General features: G+C 59.6%; 8 protein-coding genes and 4 pseudogenes. 6 read left to right on the top strand and 6 right to left on the bottom strand.

What is annotated here, in order from left to right:
- Window positions 1–252 precede the first annotated feature (252 nt).
- The 3 genes from Q0L30_RS14980 to Q0L30_RS14970 form a co-directional block, all read right to left on the bottom strand.
- Window positions 253–1,479, bottom strand: a complete 1,227-nt coding sequence (locus tag Q0L30_RS14980) for a glycosyltransferase family 4 protein (protein ID WP_296657710.1) — start codon at window positions 1,477–1,479, stop codon at window positions 253–255.
- A 54-nt stretch (window positions 1,480–1,533) separates the two neighbouring features.
- On the bottom strand, window positions 1,534–3,006 hold the full coding sequence (locus Q0L30_RS14975; RefSeq protein WP_296657706.1) for a flippase: 1,473 nt from the start codon (window positions 3,004–3,006) through the stop codon (window positions 1,534–1,536).
- Window positions 3,007–3,198: 192 nt separating this feature from the next.
- Window positions 3,199–4,737, bottom strand: a complete 1,539-nt coding sequence (locus Q0L30_RS14970; RefSeq protein WP_296657704.1) for a hypothetical protein — start codon at window positions 4,735–4,737, stop codon at window positions 3,199–3,201.
- A gap of 333 nt (window positions 4,738–5,070) precedes the next feature.
- Between Q0L30_RS14970 and Q0L30_RS14965 the strand changes: the two genes are divergently transcribed.
- The 5 genes and pseudogenes from Q0L30_RS14965 to Q0L30_RS14945 all read left to right on the top strand — a co-directional run bounded on the left by Q0L30_RS14965 (window position 5,071) and on the right by Q0L30_RS14945 (window position 8,706).
- On the top strand, window positions 5,071–6,039 hold the full coding sequence (locus tag Q0L30_RS14965) for a glycoside hydrolase family 16 protein (RefSeq protein ID WP_296657702.1): 969 nt from the start codon (window positions 5,071–5,073) through the stop codon (window positions 6,037–6,039).
- A gap of 151 nt (window positions 6,040–6,190) precedes the next feature.
- On the top strand, window positions 6,191–8,116 hold the full coding sequence (locus tag Q0L30_RS14960; RefSeq protein WP_296657699.1) for an acyltransferase family protein: 1,926 nt from the start codon (window positions 6,191–6,193) through the stop codon (window positions 8,114–8,116).
- A 5-nt stretch (window positions 8,117–8,121) separates the two neighbouring features.
- Window positions 8,122–8,256, top strand: a pseudogene (locus Q0L30_RS14955) (glycosyltransferase); the annotation flags it as partial.
- Window positions 8,247–8,366 (top strand): annotated as a pseudogene (locus Q0L30_RS14950) (UDP-glucose 4-epimerase); the annotation flags it as partial. The pseudogenes Q0L30_RS14955 and Q0L30_RS14950, both read left to right, overlap by 10 nt.
- Window positions 8,344–8,706, top strand: coding sequence for a hypothetical protein (locus Q0L30_RS14945; protein ID WP_296658056.1), 363 nt, complete (start codon window positions 8,344–8,346; stop codon window positions 8,704–8,706). The pseudogene Q0L30_RS14950 and the gene Q0L30_RS14945, both read left to right, overlap by 23 nt.
- Here Q0L30_RS14945 and Q0L30_RS14940 read toward each other — a convergent pair.
- Both Q0L30_RS14940 and Q0L30_RS14935 read right to left on the bottom strand, forming a co-directional pair.
- Window positions 8,652–9,725 (bottom strand): hypothetical protein, encoded by a 1,074-nt coding sequence (locus tag Q0L30_RS14940; protein WP_296657696.1) that lies wholly within the window; start codon window positions 9,723–9,725, stop codon window positions 8,652–8,654. The two genes, Q0L30_RS14945 and Q0L30_RS14940, sit on opposite strands and share 55 nt — an antisense overlap.
- A 157-nt stretch (window positions 9,726–9,882) precedes the next feature.
- Window positions 9,883–10,367 (bottom strand): annotated as a pseudogene (locus tag Q0L30_RS14935) (transposase); the annotation flags it as partial.
- Between the two features lie 250 nt (window positions 10,368–10,617).
- Here Q0L30_RS14935 and Q0L30_RS14930 point away from each other — a divergent pair.
- Window positions 10,618–10,878 (top strand): annotated as a pseudogene (locus Q0L30_RS14930) (integrase core domain-containing protein); the annotation flags it as partial.
- A 61-nt stretch (window positions 10,879–10,939) separates the two neighbouring features.
- Here Q0L30_RS14930 and Q0L30_RS14925 read toward each other — a convergent pair.
- Window positions 10,940–12,823, bottom strand: coding sequence for a nucleoside-diphosphate sugar epimerase/dehydratase (locus tag Q0L30_RS14925; protein ID WP_296658033.1), 1,884 nt, complete (start codon window positions 12,821–12,823; stop codon window positions 10,940–10,942).
- Window positions 12,824–12,826 lie beyond the last annotated feature (3 nt).

Below are 12,826 nucleotides of genomic sequence, written 5' to 3'. Positions count from 1 at the left end.
GCAGAAACTTGCGCAGCTCAGGTGCTGAGCGATTGCCACTCTTGTGGCTTCGATTGATTTATATCGTAGAGCCCGTAACCAGCACTACCGCTATCGGTGGGTAAGTGTGCGGTCCTCAACACATGACCGGGAAAGGGCGCCTTCGGCTTTAGGCAGACGAATCCGGAGGATTGCCCTGGCTCTTCTCAACGAGGCGCTCGTTGCACAGAGCGGCAAGGCTGCTGCCGCGAATACAAGAACGAGCAAGCGGGTTTACCGCAAGATGTCCATCCAGATTTTCTCGACCTCGGACAGCGCGAATCGCCGCGCATCCTGAATCGACTTCTGCTCGAGCGCCCGGAGCCGATCAACGTCGCGCTCAAGCCTCGTAAGCGCCGACGCGGCCCCTGCCAGAAAATCTTCCTCAGCGAAAATAAAGTCCCGCAGCTCGGCATCGCGCACGATGGTGCTGGGTCCGGTGTGATTCGTCGCCATCGGAATACATCCGCACGCCATCGCTTCGACGAGAACCATACCGAACAGCTCTTCCCAGGCGACCGTGCGTCTTGATGGAAGAACGACAACGTGGTGCTGCATGAAGATCGAGGAAATTTCGGCGCGACTGCTGACGCGTCCAAACAGCGTGACGTTCGGCAAACCAGCGCTTTCAATGCTCTTCCTCAGCAGACCATCGCCGGCCAGGCCGAACTCGATCGAAGGCAGGCGCCTCGCGAGTTCAATCACGAATTCCACCCCTTTGCAGTCCTCGAATCGGCCGGCAAATACGACCTTCAAGGGCGCCGGCGGCCGATACGGAGCCGGATGAAATATCGTTGGGTCATAGGCGTGAAATACAACAAAGAGCCTCCCGCAGTCGATCTTGAAAAATCGATGAAGTTGCTCCGCCACCCGCGGCGTCACAAGGGCAAAACGATCGACTCTTCGGGTCAGGAAGTTCGACCAGGCCTTGCGAATTGCGCCCGTGAGAACCGCCGGATTCTTTGCAAAGCGTGCGCCCTCCCAATCGGTCCAGGACGAATGGTAGATAATTCGCGCGTGCCGCAATGCGCGAGACAGAATGGCGATCCGCCAGTCGAGCGGCGCTATCCCCAGAATCACTGTCTTACCCTTCAATGCTTGCGGAAATAGCGTCCAGAGCGCGAGTAACCCGGCGTCACGAAGCGCTTTCCTGGCCTTGTAGCCATCACCTTGCTCAAGGCCTTGTTTGAGCTTGCGCAGCGGCGTGAATTCCACCTGCTCGACGGTCGAGTAATCGAGCGCCGCGGCGGCGCTCACCGCGCCTGCGTAGTGGGATGGCTCGCCATACTCATGCAGGATGATCAAATCGGTATCGGCCAGTTTTTGCGGCTTCGCACGCACATTCGCATTCGACGCGGTCCACGAAACGAGCATCGCGAGCGGATGTAGCGCACACAACAGTTTTCTCGCGACTACCAGCGGGTCGCTCTGGATGCACAGGTGAGGAATCCAGGCAAACATGGCATTCAACGGGTCATGGTTGTAAGTCGTTTTAGCGCAGACACAAGCGACACATCATCCGGCTCGCCATCGCAACGTCTGCCGTACCGCATTCGACGTGACACGCATCAGACGGTCATAAGCTTTCGGCTCTGCCCGCGCGGCCCACACCAGAGCCAGTAGCGTAAAAAATAGCCAGACCGCCGCGCGCAGCCACGACGACACATTCAGTACCTCGGTCGCAGCGTAGGTGGCGAGAATCTGCAGTGCGGGTACACACAGGTATCGTGCCGCCGGTTTGCCGAACCCCGCAGCCCTGAAGAGCAACATGCCATCGACGGCGCATCTCGCACTCCACGCCAGCGCCGCACCGACAAGGCCAAACGCGTGCAGCGCCCACCAGAGCAACGCGATGAACGGGACCAGCTCAATCAGATGAAGGCGCGCAATCATGCCGGGTCGTCCCATTGCCTGCAGGTGGCTCGAAGGGAGGAACGCCAGTGAATTCACCCAGACGCCAACCAGGATCGCCTCGCCGACCGGAGCGGATCTCGACGCAAAATCGTGGCCGGTCCAGAGCGACAGAAAAGGCCGCATCAGAAAGATACCGAAGACGATCATCGGTGTGGTGGCCGCCGTCAGTCCGCGCACGGCGGCCAGGGTCAGCTCGTTCGCGCTCGCTGGTTCGATTGCGGACAGACGCGGAAATAGCGTGCGCGTAACCACACCAGGCAAGATGCGCGCGCGCAGGGCCAGGTTCAACGGAACCTGGTAATAGGCCACCGCCTGAGCGCCTAGCGTGCCGCCGATCAGGAGCCGGTCGGCCGTCGAGAGCAGCGGGCTCAGGAGATTCGTCACCGTCACCCAGGCGCCATAGGAAAAGAGTGGCCGGATGAATCGCAATCGTGGTCCGCCGGAAAAGCGCAATGGCGCCGCCCGGCAGACCACCGCAACCAGCAATAGAAGCGAGGCGGCACCGGAAAGGATCGCAGCGGCAATGAGATGCCGCAGATCCGGCCCGACGATGACCGCCGTCACCAGAGGTACGATCTGGAAAAGCATGCCGGCGGGTACCTGCACGGCGTTGAGCGCGCCGAACTGCTCGCGGCCGATCAGCGCGCCGTAAAGTACCCCACTGACTGTCGCGAGCGGAACGGCGCAGGCGAGCCACGGTAGCGCCGCCACGACCTCCGCAAAGAGCGCCACGTCAATGTGAAACTGCGCCAGCAGGAAGCGACCCGCCGCAAGCAACACGAGACCGCCAATTGCGCCGAACACGGCGTTCAATATGAGGGCCGTCCAGATCAGCGATTCACGTTCAACTGCATCGGAAAGCTGGGCCACACGGTTCGACGTGGCCGCCGCGAGTCCGAGATCGAAAAAGCCGAAATAGCCCTGGAGCATCCAGACGATCGCCAGCACGCCGTAGCGTGCTGTGCCGACGTGCTCCAGATACATCGGAACCGTTGCGAGCGAAACGACGAGCGGAAGCACGCTGCCGAGGAAGTTGAATAGTGCGTTTCTCGCCAGACTGGGGCGTGAATTCATGGTCCTTCGTGCGCAAGGGATCAAGGAAGCAGGAAGCAGCCGCTTCCCGCTCCCGTTATCTTGACGATTGCTTCATGTTGCGATCGTTCGCAACCGCACCTAGATCCGACGTTGGTTCAGGGAAATCCTCCGATCTTTCGCTATGGCAGCCCATAGCCGGTCCGCAGTGTGCATTCGCCGCCCGGAGACCGCTCATCCCCGGTGTGGCCAGGCCGGTATGCGGCTCTCGTGTTTGTGCGAGTCGAGCAGTGGCGTCGCAGGCGCACGCGCATGGCCGACGAAAACACCGGAGCGCGAAGGCTGTGCCTTTTCGGGGGAAGACCGGTTTCCTGGGCGATCAACGCCCCCAACCGGGGCAACTCTGCGAACCGACGATGACAACATGCCCGCAGCGGCGGCAAACATGTAGAAGCACGGGCCCAGATCGAACACCGTACCGGATATCGACGCACTCACCAGGATTGCCAGCATGGTCTGCCTCGACGCATAGCAGACGACACGGTCGAGCATCGGACCATGCGTGGGAATCGGCGAGACCGTGCATTTGCAGATAAAAACACCGAACAGCATGGTGCCGACGATGCCGAGATTCGACAGCAGGACCAGGATAAAGCTCGACGTCCGCGAACTGCCGATCCCCACACCGAACCCGAACGTCTCAACCAGATTGACCAAAGCTTGCCTGTTCCATGCCCCCCTCTCGATACCGGAGGCGCTATCGACCTTGTTCAGGACCGCATCGTTGAAAAAACCACCCAGTGACTCCAGCAGACTGGGCCTGAAGACAATGGCGTACAGCAGCGCCATGATGCCGACACATATCACGACAGCGCACAAACGGAGCTTGCGCGACTCGCTGCGCGGCGCGATGCGACCGCAACGGCCAAGAAGCAGTACGACAAGATAGACCGCAAACCCGACGTACGCCGTCGCGGAAGTCGACAGCGCGAGCAACACGCCGGACGCAAACGTGAGCATCCCGGTGATGCGCGGCCGGTAACCGAACAACCATAGATTGGCTGAGAAGGCGAAGAGCAACAGGGTGAAACCGGAAAATGCGGACGCTTCTGCAAATGTCCCCGCAATTCGCCGCAAACCGCCCACTTCCTCCCCATCGTGCAACGTGTAACTGGCCGTCTTGATCACGCCCAGCACGTTTATGCCGACCGACGAAGAACCGATATCGATGATGGCCGCGATCACGTTCAATGCGGCAACCAGCAGAATGGCGTTGGCGAAATGCTTGTAGCTGTCCTTCTTCGAGAGAAAAACCGCCATGCAGCAGTAGACAAGGACTTCCCCGATGAAATAAATCGACTGCGTCAGGTTTCCGGACACGGGGCCGAGCGGCTGCAGATCGGGTGCATTGGGGTCGATGGCGCCGCGATTGATCGCGTACACATACGTGGCGCCCGCCATGGCGCGCGGCAGGAACAGGCCTCCCACCACGGCGAATACACACAGGCAAAGCAGCGGAAATCCCGGACTGCCCGGCGCCACCGGTCGCCACAACGCTGCACCGCCGCCGATGTTGAAGGCGCGCAGGGCGAAGAAGAGCAGGAAGAGATTGGCCGGAAGAATCGTCAGTCCGCCGATCGCCGGAAACGCAATGGCGGAAGAACACGCGAACAGACAGCAGAGGACGAGAAAGTAAATTGCCCACTGGTAGTTCAGGTTCAGCGACAGCAGACCTAACACGAGCACAATCACGCCGAAGATCTGAATTTGCATGTTTTCCAATCCTTCGTTGGCCTCGCCGACGACGGTACTCGCCGCCGCAACCTCCGTGTGACCGCAAGGCTAGCTGCCTGTAACACCTGCAATTAATACCTCGACGCTGAATGACAAATCGTGCGGTAGCCCACGTAAGCGCAATTCAAAAGACCGCATGATGCGTCGGAGGACCCGACACCGTCGGCTGCGCTCGAGCGCCATGCGCTGAACCCGCACCTTTCGTCGGACAATCGGCGCAGAACGGTGCGTCATTGATCAGGCAATACAGGTCGGCGATCGGGACGGCGGTGCAAACCGGCAAACCAACCCCAGCGAAACGAGGGACAGGCGATGCGCCGTTCGAGCAGGTTCCTGATCCCGATTTCGATACTCGTCCTGTCGATAGCGGCTTACTTCGCGAACGCAACCCCGACCGCCGCGGCTAAACCTCACGTTGCACGCGCAACTGTCCCGGACCCCGCCCTTGCGCCCGGCAAGGCTGACATCGATTTGACGGGATACACACTGACCTTCAATGACGAATTCGACGATCTCAGCGTAACGACGCGCTCGCCGAAGGGCAATGCTACGTGGTACTACGTTCCGCCGTACGGGCCGGCCGGAAACTTCTCGGCATCCACGTGGGACATCGGCGCACTCGGCGTCACCCGTGGCGTGCTGTCCATCAAGGCCTTCACTGACGCCAATGGCGCCTGGCATTCGGGCAACATTTCGTCCATGGACGCAACGGGCCAGGGATTTGCCCAGCGCTACGGGTACTTTGAAGTGCGTGCGAGGATGCCCCGCTCCGGCACCGGATCATGGCCGGCGTTCTGGCTGTTGAGTTCTACGTCGATCAACAACACGTCGAAAAAAAATTATTCGGAGATCGATATTTTCGAGTGGTACGGCAATGCATACACCGAAAAGGGTGCATTTATTCAGGAGGCGAGTCACAACTGGAAAGCCGACGGCAATCCCGGTGAGGGTGCACAACTCTATTCACCCGCCACACCGATGCCGAACGGAGCGAAACCCTGGGAGGACTTCCATATCTACGGCTGCCAGATCGACCCGGATCACATCACCTGGTATATCGACGGCGTTCAGACGAATCGGATTTCAGCCGCAAAGTCCTCGGACTATATGACCGGGCCGTATTACATCATGCTCGACTATGCGTTGGGCGGCGGTTGGCCCATCGCCGATGTTAGAGACGGTTCGACCTTCGATATCGATTGGGTTCGCGTCTATTCACTGCCCCAAAAACGGGACGTCGCTTCTGTTCGATCGGCAACAGATTCCCGGCGTGCCCATTGATACGATGCAGCAATTGCAAAATGCATCGGTCCGATCGGCTTGCCACCGGGCTGTTCACCGCACCGGGTCGAGGTGATCGCTTCCGTTGGTGAAGGTGCAAACCAGCCAAACGTTCGGCCCGCTTTTCGACCGTGACACGTCGGGGAAAAGCATGACGTACGATCTGCATTCGTCAACGACCAACCGCGACTACATCGACCATATCGATGGCCTGCGCTGTGTCGCCGTGACGCTGGTGCTCCTCTATCACGTCGGTATGCCGGGATTTTCAGGCGGCTTCATCGGCGTCGATCTATTTTTCGTCATCTCCGGATTTCTGATCACCCGCATCTTGTCGAAGATGCAGCTGGACCGCAGCGGGATCCTTCACTTTTACGCGAGCCGGTTCCGCCGTATCGGACCGACTTACCTGGCTGCCGTGGCCACGATCGGAGTCGTTGCATCTTTCGTCTTTCTGCCGATCCATCTGGAGATGCTGCTTCCCGGGCTCGTCTCGTGCATTGGCTTCGTGTCGAACATCGTGTTCTACCGGGCAACCAGCTACTTTTCCCCAGACCTGCTGTACAACCCACTGCTGCACACGTGGTCGCTTGCCGTCGAATGGCAGTTTTATATGCTTTACCCGTTTGCGTTCATCGTGTGCCGCCGGATGAAACTCAGCGACCTGACGACGCTCGCGCTCATGGCAGTGACGTCATTTGCGCTCTCGGTCGCACTGCTCGCCTTCTACAAACTGGAAGCAGCGTTTTATCTGCTGCCTGGGCGCATGTGGGAGTTCGCTGTGGGCGGTCTGCTTGCACTCGCTCCGGTCCGCACATTGCCGCCTGCGGTATCGCGCGTCCTGGCGGCCGCCGCGGTTGGCGCCATCGCGTTTTGCACCGTGCACTACGATGTCTCCACGCTCTTTCCTGGCGCGGCGGCGCTCGTGCCATGCATCGCGACGGCGATCCTCGTGCGCGAAGGCGTCCGCCCCGGCATCCTGCATTCGCTTTTGACCCGGAAGCCAGTTCGTCTCCTGGGTCAGGCGTCGTATTCGATCTATCTGTGGCACTGGCCCATTATCGTGTTCCTCAACTACGGATTCGTGCACTTTTCTGATTATCCGTTCGTCTACAGGGCAGTGACGATCGTGCTGCTCTCGCTCGCGTGCGGCCTCGCCTCGTGGCGCTTCATCGAATTGCCGTTCCGCCGCCCCGACGGCCTCCGGGGCAAACGGCTCGCTGCGATATCGACGTTCGCAACCGTGCCGTTGCTGACCGCGTTCGTCATCGCTGCTACAAGTGGCCTGCCGCAGCGGTTTCCGGGTGCGGTAACGCTCCTCTCCGAAGGTTCCGCAGACGTGGGAGCGTTCCGGTCCTGCCTCACGCGGACGGCCCCTGCCGACGGCGATGCTCGCGGGTTGTGCAGGCTCGGCGCGTCTCACGCGCGACGTACGTTCGTTGTGCTCGGCGATTCGCACGCGGCCGCGCTCGCTGAAGGACTCTCCGTTCTTGCGAGTCGACACGGCAAAGCCGGTGTGCTCGCGGTGGCAGACGGCTGCCCGCCGTTTCTCGGCTTTCCATCGAGTTATGCGCCCGCGCGCAAACGCTGCGCCGACAATCAGGCGGCGATGCCCGCCCTGGTCGCCGCGACAAAACCTGAAACGGTGATCCTGCACGCCGCATGGCCTGCGTACTATAAAGAGACGCCTCAGGCGTTCAAAGCCGCGCTCGCCAAAACGCTTGACTGGCTTGCTGCGCAAAAGGTGCACGTCTATTTGATCGGCGATACGCCAGGCGCAAGCGCGAATGTGCCGATCGGTCTCGCGAAGAAGGCCGCATATAACGTGCCGTTCGAACTCGAGCGCACGGCCGATTACGAGAACAGCCACGAAGCAGTGAGTGCGCTCCTGCAAGCCGAAGCGCATGCGCGTGGTTTCGTCTACCTGGACACGGCTTCTGCGCTGTGTGAAAACGGCGGCTATTGCGAAGTCGAATCGAATGACCACCCGCTGTACTGGGATTCCGCGCATCTCTCCGGTTACGGTTCGCGGCTTGTGGCGATCGATCTCGATCGCGGCGGAGGTATCGTGTTCTGATGCGGCCGCGCACGTTGATGGAAGCAGGCGCAATGGGCCGCCCCATTGTTGCGACGGATGTACCGTCTTGCCGCGAGGTTGTCGAAATTGGGGTCAACGGGCTGCTCTGCGAGGCGCTCAGTGCTGCGTCGATTCGCGCTTTATCGTGAATCTGGGCACCGGTCGCGGATACAGCGTGCTCGAAATCGTGAAGGCTTTCGAGCAGGCATTAAACCAGCCCGTGCCTTATGAAATCGTCCGGCGACACCCGGCGACATCGCCACGCCGACGTACGGTTCTCGAGCTATGTCTATCTCGCGCAAGTCGGCATCAAATTCGATTTCCTGACTGGCAAGGACCTGGCGGAGTCGATCGGGAATACCGTGAAGTTGAACACCGCGGTGCCTGGAAGTATCGGGGCCATCGACAGCCTCAACGAGATCAATAACTTTCTGGTCGCCTACAAGGGCCTCACGGGCGCCGCTGCCGGACTCGCTGCGCAGCGCGAACTTTTCGCACACGTGCACGATACGCCAGGGCGTGCCCGTCTAAGACGTCAACTCGTGTGGCGCTGCACCCAGCGTCGCGCGCGCCCAAGTAGTCCTGCATGATCGATGCTACTTTTCATCTCTAAAGGGGGGTCATTGGGAGAGACGTCATTCACACGTTCTAATTCCAATCGATCTATTTCCGCTTGGAGTGACCGCGCCCACGCGGTGCGCTGTATTACGGTGGCATGTTCCAGGTAACAACGTGCTGCCTCCAGCCCGGTGCAGTACATTAAGGGGCCTCCACCTCCGTCCCGGAGGGTCGCAACGTTCTCTGGAAGAGGAGACCAGATCCGCGCCTCAAGTTGCTCGATCGGTTCCTTAGTTATGAAATCCGATTGGTATTCGACAAGGAAAGCCCAATGACGTCCTGGTAATGGGATTACCGTGAAACCATACGGCTCAAATATCAGTCTGGCCCCCTCGAGCGAATAAGATATGATGTGTCCCCGGCCGTGAGGGTCCAGATACCCGGGGTCTTCATTTAGTACATACTCGGGTTGTCCAGAATTAATCAAGTAGACCGCGCCGGGTACTGATATCTGCGCCATCTGTTTTGCTAGTGCATCGAGCATGGATGGCGTTAAATGCTCGATGACCTCGATACAGACCCCCGCCTCGAACTTTTGACCGACATCCGCGAGAGGGCACAGCTTGTAGTTCGGGTGTTTTGACCGGAAGGCCGACTCGGGCGGAAAGAGCTCCACGCCGAAAAACATATTGGCTGCGTCGGGTAATGCGGCGGTAAGTGAATCTAGCAAATATCCTGGTCCGGAACCGATATCAATAAAGCGGGTGATCGGAAGCCGGCTGTAGAAGAAAGTCTCCGCGACGCGCTGCAATGACGAACCGTATGACCTCTCCCTGGCGGCGCGTAGCTCCGTTTTCCAGTACGCGTCGTTGTAGTTTGATGCGGCGCCTTCCTCCATTGCATGCAAAAATCCAGGATCCGCAAAGAGTGAGCCGCATCCGCGGCATGTGTAGAACTCGACGTTGTCTATCTTCTTGTAGTTGTCTACAGCGTGCGACTCACAGATTACGCATTGAATCATAATCTCCTCCTGATGCACATAGTGCAGCATATTGTCGAATCGACCTGATAGCGTCCCTTTCCGAAACTCACACAATCTCTCCGACCATTGTCACCAGAAAATGTGTCTGGATGTATTGTTGCGTCAAATACTCACGCACCCAACGACAAGGACGCGATCGATCGAGTCCCTGTCGAGACTACGCGACCTGCGATATAGCCTCGTGGGGGATTCTCATCGAGTGATCATCCGGGAAGTCGATTGGCAATCTGTTGGCGATCTGCTCCGGACTCCACGACCATGCCCAGGGCCGATTCTGGCGTCGGTCGCGGCGGCGTCCAGTCCACGCCCCCTGTGGCCTGGTGCGCTGTCCATGCGATGTTGTGATCGAACCAGCGAGCCACTGTTGAACGTAATCGCGAAGTGTGGGGTTGTCAGCAAGCTTGACAGTCTCAGGGCTCTTCGCACGGCGCTGCGCGTGCCACTGTGCGGTGGTAGTACGGTACTCTATTTAGAGCCGCTTCGAGTTACCGCGTTTGGACATAACTCACGTGAGATCGTCGACGCACTCCTGCCGGCTCTTCCTGCAATCTCCCCGACTCCATGACCTTGCGCTCGCAGCAGCGCAATCTCTTCTATATCAGCAAACGACAGGTAGTGCTCCGAGGGTGCTTCGAGGCTGACATTAGGCACGCAACCAGCATGCCTGAACGAGCGTGCACCGACTGCGGACGACACGCCGGCACCGATCGCAGCATCGTCCGTCGGCATGCCCAGCGCAATTGCTTTCCAGAATCGCTGCAGTGCTCCCTTAAGACCAGCACCCGGATGGCCAATCGATCCGAGGGCGGGACGGATGTCCCGACGGCAAAGACCATGTTCGAGTTTCCCCATCGCAACTCCTCGTTTGTTGAACGTGTTGCGACGACCGGTTGAATTCACCCAATACTATTCAACGGTCTACTAGGACATCGATCGGCGTCACGGGTTGCGCTACTTGATGACAGTCAGCTACGACTGCTATCAGAACCCGCTGGCCGAACTGGTCAATGGCATCCTCAAAGGCGAGTTTCTGCTGCAACGCCCCGCCGGTCTCAAGCAGGCAACCTGGATGGTTGAACAGTCAGTGCACATCTACAAATACGAACGCCCCCATACCGCCCTCAAATACAAAACGCCCGATGCGGTGCATCGGGCGTCTTAGTGCGCGATTACTGTCAACCTATTCCAGGACTTGGCACCGGCATGCCACGGCGAGCGCGTTACTACGACGCGCGAGCGCCCACCACATCAGGCACGCTCCGCAGCGGCGGCGCCAATGTCGGCTGATATTCCGGCACCCAGCGACGCAGGTCACGCCGAACATCCTGATCGGACAACACGCGGTGCTGCATCAACCATGGCAACAGGTCGTCCAGCAGGTGATCCGGCACGCCACGCGCCTGAGCGATCCGCAATTTGGGATGCGCCGTACGCGTGGTGGTTTCATCGTCGGCAAGCAACTCCTCGTACAGCTTCTCGCCCGGCCGTAACCCCGTGAACTCGATCTCGATGTGCTCCTCGCTGAACCCATAGAGGCGGATCAGATCGCGGGCCAGATCGACGATCTTAACCGGCTCGCCCATATCAAGAATAAAGATCTCGCCGCCGCGTCCCATGCTTGACGCCTGCAGCACCAGTTGCGAGGCTTCGGGAATCGTCATGAAGAAGCGCGTGATCTCCGGATGCGTCACAGTGACCGGACCGCCCTTCGCGATTTGTTGCTGAAACTTCGGAATCACGCTGCCCGCGCTGCCCAGCACATTGCCGAAGCGCACCGTTTCGAACTGGATACGCGTGCTCGTTTGCTGCAGGGCCTGACACGCCATCTCCGCGAGGCGCTTGCTCGCCCCCATCACGTTGGCGGGATTGACGGCCTTGTCGGTCGAAATCAGAACGAAGTGCTTCACATCGTGACGGATCGCAGCCCGCGCCACACGATAAGTCCCAAGCACGTTGTTGCGAACCGCTTGCCACGCGTTCTGCCCTTCCATGAGCGGCACATGTTTGTAGGCCGCCGCGTGAAAGAGGATATGCGGCGCATACCGCGACAGCACCGAATCAAGTAATAAAGAATCCTTGGCGTCGCCAATCACGGCAACCACCGGCAGACCAGGGAAGCGGTCGTGCAGCTCTTCCGTGAGCTTGTAGATCGCATATTCGGACAGATCGAAGGCGATGAGCTGTGCCGGCTCGAAGCGCAGGATCTGGCGACACAGTTCCGAGCCGATCGAACCGCCCGCTCCCGTCACCATGACCACGCGATTGCGCAGCAAGGCTTCGACGTGCGGCGTATCGATCTTGACCGGATCACGGCCCAATAGGTCTTCGAGGTCGATCTGCCGGACCCGCGAAAGGAATGCCTGACCTTGCGTCAGCGTTGTCAAGGCCGGCAGGACCATGGCGCGCACGCCAGCGCGCACGCACAGCGTCGCTACGCGGCGCTGCGTGTCCACGGATGCAGAAGGAATTGCGATGATCGCGTATTCGGTCTTGAGCGACGCCGCCAGTTGCGGTAGTTCGCTGATCGAACCCAGCACCTTGTAGCCGTAGATTTCGCGTCCATGTTTGGCTACATCGTCATCCAGCAGGCCAACGAGGCGCCACTCGCTCGAGCGCGACAGCTCGCGGGCGAGGCTCGCCCCCGCAGAGCCCGCGCCGAGTACGACCACGGGCTTGCCCTCGCCAACGAGACCGCCGTACAGATAAAACTCCTTGGTCGCGCGATAGAGCGCGCGGGAGCCGCCCATGAGGAGGAACAACAGTAGCGGCGAGACGAGCAGCACAGAACGCGGCACGATCGGCACAGGTTGCACCAGCACCGAAACCACCATCGTGAGTAGCGCACCCACGATGATGGACTTTGAGATCCGTACGAGGTCCGGCAGGCTCGCGAACACCCACATGCCGCGGTACAAGCCAAAAATACGGAACATCAAGCCGTAGATCGGCAGAACCCAGAATAACGAATGCAACCCGCCGCGCATGAAATCAGCCGGCACGGAGCCGTTGAAGCGGATAACGTAGGCGCTCAGCCATGTTGCCGCGACCGCGAGCAGATCGAACAGAAAAGCACTGAGGGATAGCAGCGAGGCTTTACCTTTAAACATCAG

This window comes from Paraburkholderia sp. (assembly GCF_024281035.1).
Classification (GTDB): Bacteria; Pseudomonadota; Gammaproteobacteria; order Burkholderiales; family Burkholderiaceae; genus Paraburkholderia.
Note: the sequence above shows the minus strand (reverse complement) of the source record. Positions and strands in the feature narration are given on the sequence as shown.

Excerpts from the sequence above, each read along its gene's own strand:
- Q0L30_RS14980 (WP_296657710.1), bottom strand. The coding sequence starts at position 1,479 with ATGTTTGCCTGGATTCCTCACCTGTGCATCCAGAGCGACCCGCTGGTA.
- Q0L30_RS14975 (WP_296657706.1), bottom strand. The coding sequence starts at position 3,006 with ATGAATTCACGCCCCAGTCTGGCGAGAAACGCACTATTCAACTTCCTC.
- Q0L30_RS14970 (WP_296657704.1), bottom strand. The coding sequence starts at position 4,737 with ATGCAAATTCAGATCTTCGGCGTGATTGTGCTCGTGTTAGGTCTGCTG.
- Q0L30_RS14965 (WP_296657702.1), top strand. The coding sequence starts at position 5,071 with ATGCGCCGTTCGAGCAGGTTCCTGATCCCGATTTCGATACTCGTCCTG.
- Q0L30_RS14960 (WP_296657699.1), top strand. The coding sequence starts at position 6,191 with ATGACGTACGATCTGCATTCGTCAACGACCAACCGCGACTACATCGAC.
- Q0L30_RS14945 (WP_296658056.1), top strand. The coding sequence starts at position 8,344 with ATGAAATCGTCCGGCGACACCCGGCGACATCGCCACGCCGACGTACGG.
- Q0L30_RS14940 (WP_296657696.1), bottom strand. The coding sequence starts at position 9,725 with ATGCTGCACTATGTGCATCAGGAGGAGATTATGATTCAATGCGTAATC.
- Q0L30_RS14925 (WP_296658033.1), bottom strand. The coding sequence starts at position 12,823 with ATGTTTAAAGGTAAAGCCTCGCTGCTATCCCTCAGTGCTTTTCTGTTC.